Below are 16374 nucleotides of genomic sequence, written 5' to 3'. Positions count from 1 at the left end.
AAACCCATAGTCCTGCCTATTCAGCCCGGCCATTGACCCAGCGTCAACCGGTCGCGATTGCCATAATCCCGACGAGTCTCCACAGCAACCAGTCCCGCCTTCCGGAACAGATCACGAACCGCGTTGCCCTGATCGAAACCGTGCTCAACCATTAGCCAGCCATTGGCGCTCAGCCGCTGGGGACTGGTTGCCACAATGACCCGGATATCGTCCAGACCATCGTCGCCGGCGACCAGCGCGGACGAAGGTTCAAAGCGCACATCCCCCTCATCAAGATGATGATCACCACTGGCAACGTACGGCGGATTGGAAACAATCAGGTCAAAACGTCCTGCCGGCAGATTGTCAAACCAATGGCTCAACACCACGGTAATCGGCAAATTCAGGCGCTGGGCATTTTCGGCCGCAAGCTCCACCGCCGATGCCACCGCATCACACGCCAGCACCTGCCAATGGCTACGTTCACTGGCCAGCGCCAGGGCAATGGCGCCGGTTCCGGTACCCAGATCCAGCACCTGCGCGTTATCCGGAAGCGGCAGCCCCAACGCCGCCTCCACCAGACACTCCGTATCCGGCCGGGGAATCAGCGTAGAGGCATTCACCTTTAAAGGAAGCGACCAGAATTCCTGTTCACCAAGCAGATAGGCCACCGGATGTCCGCTGGCACGCTGCTGGACCAGCGCTTCGAAGCGTCTCGCCTCGGTGGCCGTCACCTGCCGTTCCGGCCAGGCACGAAAACTGGTGCGGGACAGGCCAGTCACGTAGCTGAGCAACAACTCGGCATCCAGCCGCGGGGACTCTCCGGCAATCGCGATGGTCGCTTTCCGCAGCAGGGAATCGCAGGTAAGCGACAACTCACTCATCGGAGAGCGATGCGAGCAGTTCAGCCTGGTGTTCCTGTTGTAATGGAACCACCACCGCGTCGAGATCGCCGGAGATGACTTCATCCAGCTTGTACAATGTCAGGTTGATGCGATGATCGGTCACCCGGCCCTGGGGGAAATTGTAAGTGCGGATACGCTCGGACCGATCGCCACTGCCCACCAGGCTCTTGCGGGTTTCCGCCATGGATTTCTGCTGGCGCTCGGTTTCCGCGTTCTGCAGCCGCGACGCCAACAGGCTCATCGCCTTGGCGCGGTTCTTGTGCTGGGAGCGCTCTTCCTGGCACTCCACCACCAAGCCTGTGGGCAGGTGGGTAATGCGAATGGCCGAATCCGTCTTGTTGACGTGCTGACCACCGGCGCCGGAGGCACGGAAGGTGTCCACCCGCAGGTCAGCCTTGTTGATCTCGATCGCTTCCGTTTCGTCCGCTTCCGGCATCACCGCCACGGTACAGGCCGACGTATGAATACGCCCCTGTGACTCGGTTTCCGGCACTCGCTGTACCCGGTGCGCCCCGGACTCGAATTTAAGCGTGCCATAGACCCCGGTACCCGCCACCCGGGCAATCATTTCCTTATAGCCGCCGTGCTCGCCCTCATTTTCACTGATCACTTCCACCTGCCAGCGGTGGCGCTCAGCGTACCGCAAGTACATTTTGAACAGATCACCGGCAAAAATGGCGGCCTCATCGCCACCGGTACCGGCACGAATCTCCAGGAACACGTTCTTGCCGTCATTAGGGTCTTTCGGCAGCATCAGCCGTTGCAGCTCTTCGTCCAGCTCATCGGTTTTCTGCTCGGCCAGCGCCAGCTCTTCCTCGGCCATCTCCCGCATGTCGGCGTCGCCATCACGGGCCAGTTCACGGGCCTCTTCAATATCCGCCAGGGATTTTTTCCAGGCCTGGAAACAGTGAACAATCGGCTCAATTTCTGCGAACTCCCGGGAAAGGTCCCGGAACTTTTCCTGGTTGGAAATAACGCTGGCATCACTCAATAACGCACTGACTTCCTCGAAGCGATCTGACAATTGCTCGAGGCGGTTCTGGATCGATGATTTCATAGTTTTTCCGGGGTGGTGGCGTCGTCGTCCTGGGAATCCAGCTGATGTAGCTCCCTCAGCCACTCGGTCACTTCACTGCGACCTTCGGTTGTTGCCTTACGAACCTGAATGGATGGTTCGTGGAGGAATTTGTTGGTAAGGCCACGGGCAAGACTGCGCAACACGGTTTCTGGATCACCACCGTTACGCAGGGCCCGCAACGCCTTTTCGGTTTCGGCATCCCGCAGGGTTTCTGCTCGCTGCCGAAACTCCTTGAGAGTGGATACCGCATCCAGCGCCCGCAACTGGCTCAGAAAATCCTGAACCCCGTCAGTCACCAGGTTTTCCGCTTCCCGGGCGGCACCCTCGCGGGAGCGGATATTCTCTTCAATCACCTGGCGCAGGTCGTCCACGGTATAAAGGTAGACATCGGCCAGCGAAGCCACTTCCGGTTCAATATCCCTGGGCACCGCAATATCCACCATGAAATAGGGCCGGTGCTTGCGTTTTTTCAAAGCCCGTTCAACAGCGCCCTTGCCCAGAATGGGCAACGGACTGGCCGTGGAGGAAATAACGATGTCCACATCCCGGATATGATCGGGGATGTCAGAGAGCAGAATACCCTTGCCGCCCCGGGATTCCGCCAACGCCTGGGCGCGCTCCAGTGTACGGTTGGCCACCAGAAAATCCTTCACACCGGCATCGGCCAGGTGGCGGGCCACCAGTTCGATAGTCTTGCCGGCGCCAATCAGCAGCGCCTTGTTGCGGGACATATCCGCAAAAATGTGGTGCGCCATGCTGACCGCGGCATAGGCGACCGACACCGGGTTCTCGCCTATGGCGGTCTGAGTGCGCACCCGTTTGGCCACCGAGAACGTATGCTCGAACAGGCGGGAAAGAAAAGTACCGCTCGCGCCGTGTTCCCGGGACAACGCGTAGGCATCCTTTAACTGCCCGAGAATCTGCGGTTCACCCAGCACCATGGAATCCAGGCCGGCAGCGACCCGCATCATGTGGCGCACGGCATCACCGTCCCGGTGCAGGTACAGCGCCTGTTCCAAATCAGCGGCCTCCAGGTCGTGAAAGCCGGCCAGCCAGCGCAGAATCACCGGTGCGCACTGATCATCACCGGCGATATAGAGCTCAGTGCGATTACAGGTCGACAGTATTGCCGCTTCGCTGGCACCGCACATGGCGCGCAATTCGGAAAATGCTTCCGCCATGCGCTCAGGCGTGAACGCGACGCGCTCGCGCAGTTCGACCGGTGCGGTGCGATGATTGATTCCCAGCGTAACCAGAGCCATTTCGGGGTTGCGTAGCCTTATGCCAGAGTGCGGACTGTATACCGCATTTTACCGACCAGTCGCCCCTGTCGCCACCCAAAAACCCAAGAGAGTTCGGGAAGTGCTGACAGGTTGGGCAATATCAAACGCTTGTGCCATCATAGAAGCTCGGCGCTGCATGGTCCCCCATTCCGGGGCGACTGTTGCAGATGCGTTGTATACAGAATACGGGATGTTGCATGCATAGATCCGCACCGTTGTTGCTTTCCTGCCTTTTAGGGCTTTCACTCGCTGGCTGCGCCACACTGACCGGAACACCGGAGGAGTCGGGCGATACCGGAGAACAAACTGCCGCAGGAAACACCCCGGACAGCACCAGGGAACAGGAAATCCATTACGCCGATTTTGAACCGGAGGTTCTTTACCTGCTCCTCTCCGGCGAAATTGCAGCCCAGCGTGGGCGCTATGACGTCACCCTGGTGAATTACCTGAATGCCGCCCAAATATCCCGTGACAAAGGCGTGATTGAGCGGGCAATGCGTATCGCCCAGTCTCTCAACGGCGACAATGCCCAGCGCCAGCTCGCCAGTCTGTGGCTGGAAGTGGATCCGGACAATCTCCAGGCGCACCGGGTATCCGCCATTCAGGCCGTCAAGAACAACGAACTGCAGACCGCATTGACCCATATGGAAAAAATCATGGATCTCGGCGGGGATGCGGATTTCGACAGCCTTGCAGCCATGGCTGGCAACCTGCCACCGGAACAACAGCAGGAATTGCTGGACCTCTACAAACAAATGGCCGAACGCCACCCGGAAACACCGGAACTCAATTACAGCACCGCCCTGCTCCTCAAGGTAACCGGCAAACCCAAAGAGGCGCTGGAACGCATCGAAGCACTACTGGAAGACGAACCGGAGTTCCAGCCAGCCATCATCCTCAAGGGTGACCTGCTGTACCAGGTGGGCAAACGCCGCAATGCGCTGGACCACCTGCTGGTCAATACCCGTCGCTTCCCGGCGAACCGCCAGATGGGCACACTTTATGGCCGAATGCTGATCGGCGAGGGAGAGATGCAGGCGGCCCAGGATGAATTCAGCCGACTGATGCAACGATTCCCCAACACCCCCAGCCTGCGCCTGTCCCACGCCCTCGTGGCCCTGGAAAACGGGCAGCCGGACCTGGCCAAGCAGGACCTGACACGATTGATCCAGCAGGGCCACCACACCAGCGAAGCCCACTATTACCTCGGGCGGATCGCCGACGAGGAAAACAAAACCGACCAGGCCATCGGCTATTACCGCAGCGTGGAGGAAGGCAACTACTACTTTCCTGCCCTGGCCAGGGCCAGCGCCCTCCAGGCCGGACAAGGTGAACTGGATGCCGCCCTGACCGACATTCGTGAACTGCGGGAGGCCAATCCCGATCAGGCCGAGAACTTCTGGTTGCTTGAGGTCAACCTGCTGCTGGACCAGGAACAGGAAGACGCCGCCCTGGAGGCCGCCACCGAAGCACTGGGCGCTTTCCCCGACAACATCCGGATCCGTTACGCCCGCGCCATGCTGTTCGACAGCATGGACTCTCCAGAGCAGGCGGAAGGCGACCTGCGACGGATCATTGATGAAGATCCACAGAATGCGGTCGCTCTGAACGCACTGGGGTACATCCTCACTACCCGCAGCAACCGGCTGGACGAGGCGCGCGGCTATATAGAGCAGGCGCTGGCACTTGACCCGGAAAACCCGGCGATTCTCGACAGCATGGGCTGGGTACTCTACCTGCAGGGCCAGGAACAGGAAGCCCTGGCGTACCTGTCAGAGGCCTGGGCCGCTTACCCTGACCCGGAAGTGTCCGCCCACTACGGTGAAGTACTGTGGAGCACCGGCGCCGAGGACCAGGCACGCATCATCTGGAAGGAAGGCATTGATGCCGACCCCGGTCACCCAATCCTCATTGAAACCATTGAACGGTTGACAGGAGAACAGGCACTTTGAATTTGTTCAGCCCCAGACTGCTGCTGGCAGTCATCTGCGCCCTGACTTTGGGCGCCTGTACCTCGATCCAGCTGGAACCCCTTCCTGAAGGCCTGACAGACCAGCCCCCCGCTGACTGGAGCGAACGCAGCGAGCAACTGAGAGATTTCCATTCCTGGGAATTGAGCGGCAAGCTCGCCGTGAAACAGCCGTCCGACAGTGGCACTGCCATTATCAACCACTGGATTCAGGAACGGGAAGCCTACGACCTGGAGCTGTCCTCCTCCTTCCTCGGCATGGGCAGGACCAGCCTTCAGGGCGTGCCCGGTTTTATCTCGCTGACCCTGCCTGATGGTGAAACCTATCGCTCTGGTGACCCCGAAGCCCTTATCGAAGCAGCCACCGGCTGGCAGTTACCCCTGAATAGCCTGGTGTGGTGGATTCGCGGCCTGCCGGGACCGGAAGGTGATTTCCGCCTGCTGTTTGATGAGAACAACCAACTGGCGATGATCCGCCAGCAGGGCTGGGAAATTCGCTACGACCGCTGGCAATCGTTTATAGACGGATACCCGGAACTGCCGGCACGCATCACCGCCGTGAAAGAGGACAAACGAGTGAGACTGGTCGTTACCCACTGGAATGAATCCACGGACCCGGCCCGGTGAAACCGTTCACCCTGCCCTCCCCGGCCAAACTCAACCTCTGCCTGCACATCGTCGGGCGCCGGCCCGACGGCTATCACGAGCTACAGACACTGTTCCAGTTTCTCGACCACGGTGATGACATCACCTTCCGGCCAGCGGAGGATGGCAGCCATGACATCCTTCTTGAGCCCTCGATACCCGGCATCGCGGACGCCGACAACCTGATCCTTCGTGCCGCCCGCCTGCTGGCCAGCACCCGGGAACAGAAACTGCCGGGCGTCACCCTGTCCGTCGACAAGCGCCTGCCCATGGGCGGTGGCCTTGGTGGCGGCAGCTCCAATGCAGCGACGGTCCTGCTCGGACTGAATCACTATTGGCAACTGGGGCTGACGATCGACCAGCTCGCGGAACTGGGCCTGCAACTGGGCGCCGACGTACCGGTGTTTGTTCGTGGTCACGCCGCGTGGGGCGAAGGTGTGGGCGAGCAACTGACCCCGGCCAATCCTCCCGAAGACTGGTTTTTAGTTCTTAAACCCGCCTGCGATATAAACACCGGTAAGATTTTTTCCGAGCAAGGGTTGACAAGGAACACCCCTAGAATCAAAATAGCGCCCGCTTTTGAGGGAGACGCCTCGAGGTACCGAAACGACTGTGAGGATGTAGTTCGTAAACTGTATCCGGAGGTTAACCAAAGCCTGGAATGGCTTTCACAATTCGGACCTGCAAGATTAACCGGAACCGGGGCTTGCATTTTTGGACGTTTCCCGACAGAATCCGCAGCCCGGATTATCTGGGAAAGCAAACCCTCCGGCATCACGGGGTTCGTCGCTCAAGGGGTGAATATTTCACCGCTTCACACAAAGCTGACAGAGCTAGAATGATGCCAAAAAAGCACGATACTGGGGTGTCGCCAAGTGGTAAGGCAACGGGTTTTGATCCCGTCATGCGCAGGTTCGAATCCTGCCACCCCAGCCACCTTTCTCCCGCTTCTTCTGAATCAAACGCCGATACCGTGAAGGATGCCGTCGTGTCCAAACTGATGATTTTTGCTGGCAACGCCAATCCAGACCTTGCCAAAGCTATTGCCCAGAAACTCCACATTCCCATGGGTCAGGCCACTGTCGGCCGCTTCAGCGATGGTGAAACCACCGTCGAGATCGATGAGAATGTCCGGGGCCATGATGTCTTCATCATCCAGCCCACCTGCTACCCCACTAACGATAACCTGATGGAACTGATCGTGATGGCTGACGCACTTCGCCGTGCCTCCGCAACACGTATCACCGCCGTTATTCCCTACTACGGGTACGCCCGACAGGATCGTCGCGTTCGCTCAACGCGGGTAGCCATCAGCGCCAAAGTCGTGGCAGACATGATCTCCAGCATCGGCGTGGATCGCGTACTGACACTGGATTTGCACGCGGACCAGATTCAGGGCTTCTTCGACATTCCGGTGGACAACATCTACGCCACCCCGGTCATGCTCGAAGACATTGAGAAGCAGCGCTTTGAAAACTTCGTGGTCGTCTCCCCGGACGTGGGCGGCGTTGTTCGCGCACGGGCTGTCGCCAAGCGACTGGATGACGCCGACCTGGCCATCATCGACAAACGCCGCCCAAAGGCGAACGTATCCCAGGTCATGCACATCATCGGTGACGTGAGAGACAAGACCTGCATCCTGGTGGACGATATCATCGACACCGCCGGCACGCTCTGCAAAGCCGCCAACGCACTCAAGGAGCACGGCGCCGCGCGGGTTGTGGCCTACATCACTCACCCTGTCCTTTCCGGCCCGGCCATCGACAACATCAATTCGTCCGAACTGGACGAACTTGTGGTCTGCGACACCATTCCGTTGGGTGACAAAGCAAAGAATTGTGATAGAATCCGCGTCCTCAGCATGGCCGGCCTGCTCGCAGAGTCCATTCGTCGCGTGAGCAACGAAGAGTCCATCAGCGCCATGTTCGAGAACGCCTGATCCGGAAATACAAGGCAACTCAGCAAGTTACAACACGCTGAAAAAGCATCTGAGTCGGGAGCCCTGCAAGGCTCCCGACTCTTTTAGTCAGCCGAAGAAAGTTTTCTGAGGCTATTCAAGAAACTTCATCTGTTCAAACGCCTGGTCGCGGGCAGTTCAGATGACGATTGAGGTACATATCATGTCCCAGGAATTTGTTATCGAAGCATTTCCTCGTGGCGATCAGGGGAGAGGTGCGAGCCGCCGCCTGCGTCGTGAGGAACGTAAAATCCCGGCCATCGTCTACGGTGGCAACAAGGAAGCCACTCCGATCTCCATCTGGCACAACGAGCTGAAAAAAGCTCTGGAGAACGAGGCCTTCTTCTCTCACGTACTGACCATCGAACTCGATGGCAAGAAAGAAAGCGTGATCCTGAAGGATCTGCAGCGTCATCCTTACAAGCCGCTGCTGACCCACGCCGACTTCCTGCGTGTCGACAAGGACCACGAGATCCACGTTAACGTTCCGCTGCACTTCCTCAACGAAGAGAGCGCACCGGCCATCAAGCTTCAGGGCGGCGTAGCCAACCACCAGATCAACGAAGTGGAAGTGATCTGTCTGCCGCAGAACCTGCCCGAGTTCATCGAAGTGGATATGGCCACTGTCGAAATGGACCAGGTAGTTCACCTGAGCGACCTGAAACTGCCGAAAGGCGTTCGTATCGCCGCCCTGCTTCAGGGTGAAGATCACGACCAGTCTGTTGTGGCTATCCACAAGCCGCGCGGCGCCAAGGTTGATGACGCGGAAGAAGGTGAAGAAGGCGAAGAAGGCGAAAGCAAGGAGTAATCACTCCTGTACTGACGAGGGCAACGGCGGATGGCACAGGATATCCTCATGGTGGTTGGTCTGGGAAATCCCGGAGCTGACTACGAGAATACCCGCCATAACGCCGGCGCCCTGTTCGTCGAAGCTCTGGCCCGCGCTGCGGGTCAGACGCTCCGCCCCGAACGCAAATACCATGGGCTTTATGCCCGCATCCAGTGGCAGGGTCTCGACCTGCACCTGTTGACCCCCACCACCTTTATGAACCGCAGCGGCCTGTCCATCAAGGCACTGGCGGATTTCTTCAAGATTCAGCCCCACCAGATCCTGGTCGCCCACGACGAGCTCGACATCCCCCCCGGCACCGCCAAGCTCAAGAAAGGCGGCGGACACGGCGGACATAACGGCCTGCGGGACACCATCACCCACCTGGGCAGCAATGACTTCCTGAGACTGCGGGTTGGCATTGGTCACCCCGGCGACAGCCGCAAGGTTACCGGTTACGTACTCGGCCGCCTCGGCAAACAGGAAACCGAAGAGCTGAACGCGGTGATCGACGAAATCATGCGCGTGCTTCCGGACGCAGCCAGCGGCAAACTCCCCGCCGCCATGAACCGGCTCCACAGTTTCAAGCCGAATCCGTGAGCCGGCCTTGTTGGATTACGCCTGCGGCTAATCCAACCTACAGTTCTACAATAAGCTGCCCCTCACGTAGGTCGGATTAGCGAAGCGTAATCCGACACCCCTGAAGACTTCCCCTTACTCGCTTACGCCACCATACACCGGTATAATCCGCCCAAATTTTCCAGCACCAGCAGAGGCATTCCATGGGATTTAACTGCGGCATCGTCGGCCTTCCCAACGTCGGCAAATCCACCCTGTTCAACGCACTGACCAAATCAGGCATTGGCGCGGAAAACTTCCCGTTCTGCACCATCGAACCCAACGCCGGCGTGGTGGCCATGCCCGACCCTCGCCTCACCAAGCTGGCCGATATCGTAAAGCCAGAGCGGGTGGTCCCCACAACCATGGAGTTTGTGGACATCGCAGGCCTGGTTGCCGGTGCATCCAAGGGCGAAGGCCTGGGCAACCAGTTCCTGGCCAACATCCGCCAGACTGACGCCATCGCCCACGTTGTTCGCTGCTTTGAAGACGGCAACGTCATTCACGTGGCCAACAAGATCGACCCTGCTTCCGACATCGACATTATCAACACCGAGCTGGCCCTGGCCGACCTGGAAACCGTGGAAAAAGCCATCAAACGCGTTCAGCGCGTGGCCAAGAGCGGTGACAAGGAAGCCAAGGCCCAACTGGAGATGTTCGAGAAACTGCTGCCCGTGCTGAACGAGGGCAAGCCGGTGCGCAGCATGAACCTGGACAAGGACCAGATGGCCCTGATCCGGGAACTGTGCCTGCTGACCGTCAAGCCCACTATGTACATCGCCAACGTTAACGAAGACGGCTTCGAGAACAACCCGCATCTGGACACCGTCAGGGAAATTGCCGAATCCGAGAACGCCGTGGTGGTGCCCATCTGCAACAAGATGGAAGCCGAGATCTCCGAACTGGAAGACGACGAGAAAGCCATGTTCCTCGACGAGATGGGCATGGAAGAACCCGGCCTGGACCGGGTGATTCGCGCCGGCTACAGCCTCCTGGGCCTGCAGACCTACTTTACCGCCGGCGTGAAGGAAGTCCGCGCCTGGACCGTCAGAATCGGTGCCACAGCCCCTCAGGGGGCCGGAGTCATCCACACCGATTTCGAGCGCGGCTTTATCCGTGCCGAAGTGGTCAGCTACGACGACTTCGTCCAGTACAACGGCGAAGCCGGCGCCAAGGATGCCGGCAAATGGCGCCTGGAAGGCAAGGACTACATCGTCCAGGATGGCGACGTTATCCACTTCCGCTTCAACGTTTAACTTTTCAGGAAAAAACGGGCCTCAAGCCTTGACAGGAAGGGCCCAAATACTGAAAATACGCGCCTCGTTTGGGGCGAAGCCCAAAGCGAAATGGCAAGGTAGCTCAGTTGGTTAGAGCACAGCACTCATAATGCTGGGGTCGGCGGTTCGACTCCGCCCCTTGCTACCAGTATTCGAGAGGGTCGCGATTAACGTCGCGGCCCTTTTTTGTCATTTGTCTCTGACCGACGCGCAGTACAGGGACATTCCACTCCTGAGGACGACCTCACCCATCCTGGGAATTTAACGCGGGACGACCCGCATTAGTGGATCCAGGGTATGAGAACCACCACAGACAGAATCCGCCAGGCAGTATCCTTTGAAGCATTCGGAATTTTACTTTCCGTTCCGCTGGCAATATTCGTTTTCGGCTTTGATCCAGACAAAACCAGTGTGCTCGGCATCGCTGGAGCAACCATGGCAACCGTCTGGAACTATGTGTTCAACCTGATGTTTGACCATGGGCTGAAGAAGATCACCGGCTCGACCCGAAAATCACTGAAGATCCGTCTATTACACGCAATCAGTTTCGAGATGGGGCTATTGGTGTTCTTCCTTCCATTCACTGTATGGTGGATGAACATCGGGCTCATCGAAGCGCTGGTCGTCGATGTGGCGTTTATCGCCTTCTACCTGTTGTATGCATTCGTGTTCACCTGGTGTTATGACACAATCTTCCCAGACAACGATGCAAGTGGTAAAAGCCACTCTAAAGACGAGTACAGAACGCTATGAAGAACTGGTTATTCCTGGGCGTGGCGATTGTTGCAGAAGTTGTCGCCACGTCAGCCCTGAAATCGAGCGATGGCTTCTCCAGGCTCATGCCTTCAATCGTCGTCGTGGTAGGTTACGTGCTGGCGTTCTACTTTCTGTCCCTGACCTTGAAGGTCATCCCTATCGGCGTGGCGTATGCCATCTGGGCCGGGCTGGGCATTGTATTGATTGCGCTGGTTTCGTGGGTGATCTATGGGCAGAAACTCGACCTGCCGGCGATCGCAGGTATGACATTGATCATTGCGGGTGTGGCGGTTATCAACCTGTTTTCCAGAACAGCGGGGCACTAGCGCCCCGCTGGAAAAGGCCGGGTTGAACATTATTCCGGCCTTTCCGCGTTCTGGACCTAACCTGTCTCAGCCCCAGACATTCCACCAGGCTTTGGCATTCTCTTTCTTCTTCTCTTGTCCTTTTTCACTGCCTTTTGATGCTGGGTCGGCCTTGCGGTTTTCGTTATCGCGCTTGGAAGCCTCTCCCTGCTCCCGGGCATCCTCGCCCCTTTCCTCAGCCTCTTCGGCGCGCTCGCGGGCACGTTCAGCTTTGTCTTCCGCACGCTCACGATTACGCTCGGCTTCGTCTTCAGCACGCTCACGCGCCTGTTCAGCCTCGTCTTCCGCGCGATCCCGTGCGTCCTCGGCATCTTCATTGGCGCGATCGCGCATTTCTGCTGCCTTTTCATTGCCCTTGTTACGGGCTTCTTTCGCCTTCTCTTGAGCTTCGCGGGCCTTGCCTTTGCCTCTCTCGGACATTTCCGCAGCTCGCTGGGCATTGCCCGCAGCTTCAGACTGGGCCCAAGCTGGTATCGTCGACAGGCTTCCTGCAAGGACAATGCTTGTCGCAATCACAATGGAACGAATCGTTTTCGTAGTCATGGAGACTCTCTCTTCAATGAGTGAACACCGGCGTGATCCCCGGCACTTCCTACAACGCCTTAATCATAATGACCTATAGAATACTGGCGGTACTCATTTCACGCCAGAAGCTCTGGCTCGGTTCCATTCGGCGTGGCATCCACACCCGGGTTCGACGAATGTCGGGCCCGGTTACCCCCGTGATTGTCCGTACCCGCCTTGTATCTACCCTGCCCGCAGATTACCCTTTAAGGCTACCCCAAGTTTTAACGAGAGTCCGGTTGCAATGAGCGACAGCGCAAAGCCCCGTATCACCAGTGGATCCAAATTCCGCAATGAGCATGGTTTTTCTGCCATCAAGGACGGAATCAAGCAATCCGGACACAAGGATACGCCGGTCGTTGAGCGCAAACCCAAATGGCTGAGGGCCCGCATGCCCGGCGGAGAGCGCTATGAAGCCGTTCGCAAGAATGTCAGCGAACACCGCCTCAGCACCGTCTGCCAGGAATCCCATTGCCCCAATATTGGCGAATGCTGGACCAATGGCACCGCCACCATCATGGTGATGGGATCCGTGTGTACCCGCGCCTGCCGGTTCTGCGCGGTGGATACCGGTAACCCCAAGGGCTGGCTGGACCATGAAGAGCCGGAGAACACCGCCAAGTCGGTGGAACTGATGGGGTTGCGTTATATCGTGCTCACCTCCGTGGATCGGGACGACCTGGACGACGGCGGCGCGGCCCATTACGCGGCCTGCGTTTCCGCCATCAAGCAGCGCACGCCGGAAGTGGCCGTCGAGGCGCTGACTCCGGATTTTGATGCGGTGATGTCGGATGTGGAAAAGGTAGTGGACTCCGGCCTGGATGTGTTTGCCCAGAACGTGGAAACCGTCAAGCGCCTCACCAGCCGCGTGCGTGACCCCCGTGCCGGTTATGAAAAGACCCTGAGCGTACTGGCCCATGCCAAGCAATACCGCCCGAACGTCCTCACCAAGACCAGCCTGATGCTTGGTCTGGGTGAAACCGAGGAAGAGATCCTGGAAACCATGGACGACCTGCGCGCCGTCGGCGTGGATATCCTCACCCTGGGCCAATACCTGCGCCCCACCCCGAACCACCTGCCGGTGGAGCGCTACGTCACACCGGAAGAGTTCAACCATTACCGCGACATCGGCCTGGAAAAGGGCTTTATGGAAGTACCTTCCGGCCCCATGGTGCGCTCCAGTTACCGCGCGGACCGGGTGTTCGACAAGAACAACCTGGGCCTGACCGTACCCGAGGTGCCCGCCAGCGACGTTCAGCAGATTCCGGTCAAGGTCCTCGACTGAGCCATTGGAAAATCCGCCAATGGACATGACCAACGCCTGAAAAACTTGATCGACTCCCGGGAAGAGGCCTCAAACAGGGTCACAGTTAACTGACAGTTTGTGGCAAACTCTGCACTCGTTTTATAACAGTGTGGACTATGTGCCGATGACCCTGATCCGTTCCCTCTATGACCGGCTGATTCTCCCTCACCCGGTTGTTGTCCTGATTGTGTTCGCCAGCATTCTCGTACTCGCCAGCGTCAATCTGGACCAGTTCCGGCTTGATGCCTCGGCGGAATCTCTGGTGCTGGAGAACGACCGGTCGCTGGAACAGTATCGCGAGATCAACCGGCGCTTCACCACCTCTGACGATTTTCTGATTGTCACCTTTACTCCGGATGGCGAGCTGTTCACTGAAGAAACCCTCGGCACCCTTCGCCAACTGAGGGACGACCTGGAGGGGCTGGACAGCGTCAGCTCCACCAACAGCATCCTCAACGTGCCACTGCTCCACAGCCCGGACCTGACCCTCGACACGGTGGATTCGGAAATCCGGTCCATGGACGAGAACGACGTGGCGCCGGAAACCGCCCGGGATGCCCTGCTGGAAAATCCGCTCTACCCCAACCTGCTGATCAGCGAGGATGCCGGGACCACGGCCATCCAGGTCAATCTGCCCACGCCGGAACGTTATTTCGAACTGCTGCGCGAGCGTGAGCAGCTGCGTGAGAAAGCCGACAGCACCGACGCCACCGCGGCAGACAAGGACAAGCTGGAGCAGGTCAGCGCCGAATTCATTCGTTTCACTGAACAGCTCGGCAAGGAACGGGACCAGACCATCCATCAGGTCCGCACCATTCTGGATGGTTATCGGGGCGACGCCGAAATCTACCTGGGCGGCGTGCCCATGATCGTTGCGGACATGATCCAGTTCATCAAGAACGACCTGTCCACGTTTGGCGTGGGCGTGTTGATCTTCCTGCTATTGACCCTGGCCATCATCTTCCGCCAGTGGCGCTGGGTGCTGGTGCCCCTGCTGTGCTGCAGTTTCACCGTATGGCTGGTGATCGGTTACCTGTCCTGGGCGCAGTGGCCGGTAACGGTGATTTCCTCCAACTTTGTGTCGCTACTGCTGATCATGACCCTGTCCCTGACGATTCACCTGATCGTCCGCTACCGGGAATTCCAGCACGATGAGCCGGAGGCAGCCCCCCGGGATACGTTGCGGCGCACCCTGCTGGCCATGATCAAACCCTGCTTCTACATGGCCATCACCACCATCGTGGCCTTCGGCTCACTGACTTTCAGCGGCATCCGTCCGGTGATTGATTTTGGCTGGATGATGACCATTGGCCTGTCCGTCGCCTTCCTGATTACGTTCCTGGTCTTTCCGGCGTTGCTGGCGCTGCTGCCGCCGCCCATTGACCGCTATGTCACTTCCGACCGGATCCCGTTCACCGACGCCTTTGCCCGCTTCACCGAACACCACGGTAAGGTCGTGCTCGGCGGCTCTGTCGTGATCGCGGTGCTGTGTGTGCTTGGAATGAGCAGGCTCACAGTTGAGAACAGCTTCATCGACTACTTCAAGTCCACTACGGAAATCCATCAGGGCATGATCACCATAGACAATCGCCTGGGGGGCACCACGCCGCTGGATGTGGTGATCACCGACGATCCTCCTCCGGTAGATGCCGGTTCCGGGGATCCCTTTGCCAGCGATTGTGATCCGTTTGTGGAGGACTGCGGCGAGGCCGAGGAGTACCGGGACACCTGGTTCACCTACCAGAAGATGGAGCGCCTGCGGGGCGTCCACAATTACCTGGAAAGCCTGTCGGATACCGGCAAGGTGCTGTCCATCAGCACGACGCTGGACCTGCTGGCACAGGTCAACGGGGGGGAGCCGCTGGATGCCCTTCAGTTAGCGTTCGTGCCGACCGCGGTACCGGAAGATCTCCGGGACATCCTGCTGACCCCGTACATCTCCGAGGAACAGGACCAGGCCCGTTTCAGTGTCCGTATCCTGGAAACCAAGCCCGATCTTCGACGCGACCAGCTGCTGGACACCATTCGCGAGCACCTGACCGGCGAGCTGGGCTTCGACGACGACCAGGTGCTGTTCACCGGTATGACGGTGATGTACAACAACATGCTGCAGAGTCTGTTTGAATCCCAGATCAAGACCCTGGGCGTGGTGTTCCTGGCCATCATGTTGATGTTCCTGGTCCTATTCCGATCGATTCTTCTGGCATTGATCGGCATGGCTCCGAACCTGATCGCTGCCGGCTCGGTACTGGGTTTGATGGGCTGGTTGGGCATTCCGCTGGATATGATGACGATCACCGTGGCGGCCATTACGGTCGGCATTGCCGTGGATGACACTATTCACTACATCCACCGCTTCAAGACCGAATTCGCCAAAGACGGCGACTACATCGCCACCATGCACCGCTGCCACCGCAGCATCGGCCGGGCAATGTTCTACACGTCCCTGACCATCATCATCGGTTTCTCGATCCTGGTGTTGTCGAACTTCATCCCGACCATCTACTTCGGCCTGTTCACCGGCTTCGCCATGTTCATGGCCCTGGCAGGCGCCCTGACTTTGCTGCCGCGCCTGATTGTGTTGGTTAAGCCCTTTGGTACGGGGGAATAGTCTTTTTGTAGCCTGCTAGCTTGGGAGGGGAGAGTCTATGATGCCCCCTTCCCAAAACCGCTACAAGCACATCCATGTGCGCTTCTCTCAGGCCATCCTTGGCCTTCGAAATTTTGGGAAGGGGGCATCACAGACTCTCTTCCTACTTCTCAGATATCGCAAAGTTAGTCGTAGATCACAATAAACTGATTCCCCGCTTCACATAACTGCGAAATCCGAGGCATGGCGGGTG

At 58.3% G+C, this 16374-nt stretch carries 15 protein-coding genes and 2 tRNA genes; 13 read left to right on the top strand and 4 right to left on the bottom strand.

The genetic code is table 11. The annotated features are described in order from the left end of the window. Window positions 1-20 precede the first annotated feature (20 nt). Genes prmC through hemA form a run of 3 tightly spaced genes read right to left on the bottom strand, consistent with a single transcriptional unit; the run spans window position 21 to window position 3224 of the window. Complete coding sequence (gene prmC / locus ACJO5Y_RS08760; protein ID WP_406986260.1) at window positions 21-863, bottom strand: peptide chain release factor N(5)-glutamine methyltransferase; 843 nt, start codon at window positions 861-863, stop codon at window positions 21-23. Then, window positions 856-1941 carry a peptide chain release factor 1 gene (prfA, locus tag ACJO5Y_RS08755; RefSeq protein ID WP_406986257.1) on the bottom strand — a complete coding sequence of 362 codons (1086 nt, stop codon included), beginning with the start codon at window positions 1939-1941 and terminating at the stop codon, window positions 856-858. The genes prmC and prfA overlap by 8 nt, the downstream gene beginning before the upstream one ends. Next, window positions 1938-3224 carry a glutamyl-tRNA reductase gene (hemA, locus tag ACJO5Y_RS08750; protein ID WP_406986254.1) on the bottom strand — a complete coding sequence of 429 codons (1287 nt, stop codon included), beginning with the start codon at window positions 3222-3224 and terminating at the stop codon, window positions 1938-1940. Before hemA ends, prfA begins: the two co-directional genes overlap by 4 nt. A 218-nt stretch (window positions 3225-3442) precedes the next feature. Between hemA and ACJO5Y_RS08745 the strand changes: the two genes are divergently transcribed. The 11 genes from ACJO5Y_RS08745 (at window position 3443) to ACJO5Y_RS08695 (ending at window position 11622) form a co-directional block, all read left to right on the top strand. Beyond that, entirely contained in the window at window positions 3443-5197 is a 1755-nt protein-coding gene (locus ACJO5Y_RS08745; protein WP_406986252.1) for a tetratricopeptide repeat protein, read from the top strand. Between the two features lie 2 nt (window positions 5198-5199). Beyond that, complete coding sequence (gene lolB / locus ACJO5Y_RS08740; RefSeq protein WP_406986393.1) at window positions 5200-5841, top strand: lipoprotein insertase outer membrane protein LolB; 642 nt, start codon at window positions 5200-5202, stop codon at window positions 5839-5841. Further along, window positions 5838-6701 (top strand): 4-(cytidine 5'-diphospho)-2-C-methyl-D-erythritol kinase, encoded by an 864-nt coding sequence (gene ispE, locus ACJO5Y_RS08735; RefSeq protein WP_406986249.1) that lies wholly within the window; start codon window positions 5838-5840, stop codon window positions 6699-6701. The genes lolB and ispE overlap by 4 nt, the downstream gene beginning before the upstream one ends. 19 nt (window positions 6702-6720) lie before the next feature. Then, window positions 6721-6795 (top strand) — tRNA-Gln (locus ACJO5Y_RS08730). A 52-nt stretch (window positions 6796-6847) separates the two neighbouring features. Then, complete coding sequence (locus tag ACJO5Y_RS08725; RefSeq protein ID WP_406986248.1) at window positions 6848-7798, top strand: ribose-phosphate diphosphokinase; 951 nt, start codon at window positions 6848-6850, stop codon at window positions 7796-7798. Between the two features lie 181 nt (window positions 7799-7979). Then, window positions 7980-8624, top strand: a complete 645-nt coding sequence (locus ACJO5Y_RS08720) for a 50S ribosomal protein L25/general stress protein Ctc (protein WP_406986390.1) — start codon at window positions 7980-7982, stop codon at window positions 8622-8624. Window positions 8625-8654: 30 nt separating this feature from the next. Beyond that, window positions 8655-9245, top strand: a complete 591-nt coding sequence (gene pth / locus ACJO5Y_RS08715; RefSeq protein ID WP_406986245.1) for an aminoacyl-tRNA hydrolase — start codon at window positions 8655-8657, stop codon at window positions 9243-9245. Between the two features lie 182 nt (window positions 9246-9427). After that, window positions 9428-10519: a redox-regulated ATPase YchF gene (gene ychF, locus ACJO5Y_RS08710; protein WP_406986243.1), complete on the top strand. Its 1092-nt coding sequence runs from the start codon at window positions 9428-9430 to the stop codon at window positions 10517-10519. A gap of 92 nt (window positions 10520-10611) precedes the next feature. Continuing rightward, window positions 10612-10688 (top strand) — tRNA-Met (locus ACJO5Y_RS08705). 149 nt (window positions 10689-10837) lie between these two features. Beyond that, complete coding sequence (locus ACJO5Y_RS08700; RefSeq protein ID WP_406986240.1) at window positions 10838-11293, top strand: PACE efflux transporter; 456 nt, start codon at window positions 10838-10840, stop codon at window positions 11291-11293. Beyond that, complete coding sequence (locus ACJO5Y_RS08695; protein WP_406986238.1) at window positions 11290-11622, top strand: DMT family transporter; 333 nt, start codon at window positions 11290-11292, stop codon at window positions 11620-11622. The genes ACJO5Y_RS08700 and ACJO5Y_RS08695 overlap by 4 nt, the downstream gene beginning before the upstream one ends. A gap of 66 nt (window positions 11623-11688) precedes the next feature. On the opposite strand, the gene ACJO5Y_RS08690 is transcribed toward ACJO5Y_RS08695, so the two are convergent. After that, window positions 11689-12204, bottom strand: a complete 516-nt coding sequence (locus ACJO5Y_RS08690; RefSeq protein ID WP_406986235.1) for a hypothetical protein — start codon at window positions 12202-12204, stop codon at window positions 11689-11691. Window positions 12205-12469: 265 nt separating this feature from the next. On the opposite strand from ACJO5Y_RS08690, the gene lipA reads away from it, so the two are divergent. Together lipA and ACJO5Y_RS08680 are read left to right on the top strand one after the other, a co-directional pair. After that, window positions 12470-13510: a lipoyl synthase gene (gene lipA, locus ACJO5Y_RS08685; protein ID WP_406986232.1), complete on the top strand. Its 1041-nt coding sequence runs from the start codon at window positions 12470-12472 to the stop codon at window positions 13508-13510. A gap of 145 nt (window positions 13511-13655) precedes the next feature. Beyond that, on the top strand, window positions 13656-16142 hold the full coding sequence (locus ACJO5Y_RS08680) for an efflux RND transporter permease subunit (RefSeq protein WP_406986231.1): 2487 nt from the start codon (window positions 13656-13658) through the stop codon (window positions 16140-16142). The last annotated feature ends 232 nt before the right edge of the window (window positions 16143-16374 follow it).

It is taken from the genome of Marinobacter alkalisoli (genome assembly GCF_045449855.1).
Lineage (GTDB): Bacteria > Pseudomonadota > Gammaproteobacteria > Pseudomonadales > Oleiphilaceae > Marinobacter.
This window is presented reverse-complemented; position numbering and strand designations above follow the sequence as displayed.

Coding starts and splice junctions, on each gene's coding strand:
- prmC (WP_406986260.1), bottom strand. CDS start 863: ATGAGTGAGTTGTCGCTTACCTGCGATTCCCTGCTGCGGAAAGCGACC.
- prfA (WP_406986257.1), bottom strand. CDS start 1,941: ATGAAATCATCGATCCAGAACCGCCTCGAGCAATTGTCAGATCGCTTC.
- hemA (WP_406986254.1), bottom strand. CDS start 3,224: ATGGCTCTGGTTACGCTGGGAATCAATCATCGCACCGCACCGGTCGAA.
- ACJO5Y_RS08745 (WP_406986252.1), top strand. CDS start 3,443: ATGCATAGATCCGCACCGTTGTTGCTTTCCTGCCTTTTAGGGCTTTCA.
- ACJO5Y_RS08720 (WP_406986390.1), top strand. CDS start 7,980: ATGTCCCAGGAATTTGTTATCGAAGCATTTCCTCGTGGCGATCAGGGG.
- pth (WP_406986245.1), top strand. CDS start 8,655: ATGGCACAGGATATCCTCATGGTGGTTGGTCTGGGAAATCCCGGAGCT.
- ychF (WP_406986243.1), top strand. CDS start 9,428: ATGGGATTTAACTGCGGCATCGTCGGCCTTCCCAACGTCGGCAAATCC.
- ACJO5Y_RS08700 (WP_406986240.1), top strand. CDS start 10,838: ATGAGAACCACCACAGACAGAATCCGCCAGGCAGTATCCTTTGAAGCA.
- ACJO5Y_RS08695 (WP_406986238.1), top strand. CDS start 11,290: ATGAAGAACTGGTTATTCCTGGGCGTGGCGATTGTTGCAGAAGTTGTC.
- ACJO5Y_RS08690 (WP_406986235.1), bottom strand. CDS start 12,204: ATGACTACGAAAACGATTCGTTCCATTGTGATTGCGACAAGCATTGTC.
- lipA (WP_406986232.1), top strand. CDS start 12,470: ATGAGCGACAGCGCAAAGCCCCGTATCACCAGTGGATCCAAATTCCGC.
- ACJO5Y_RS08680 (WP_406986231.1), top strand. CDS start 13,656: ATGACCCTGATCCGTTCCCTCTATGACCGGCTGATTCTCCCTCACCCG.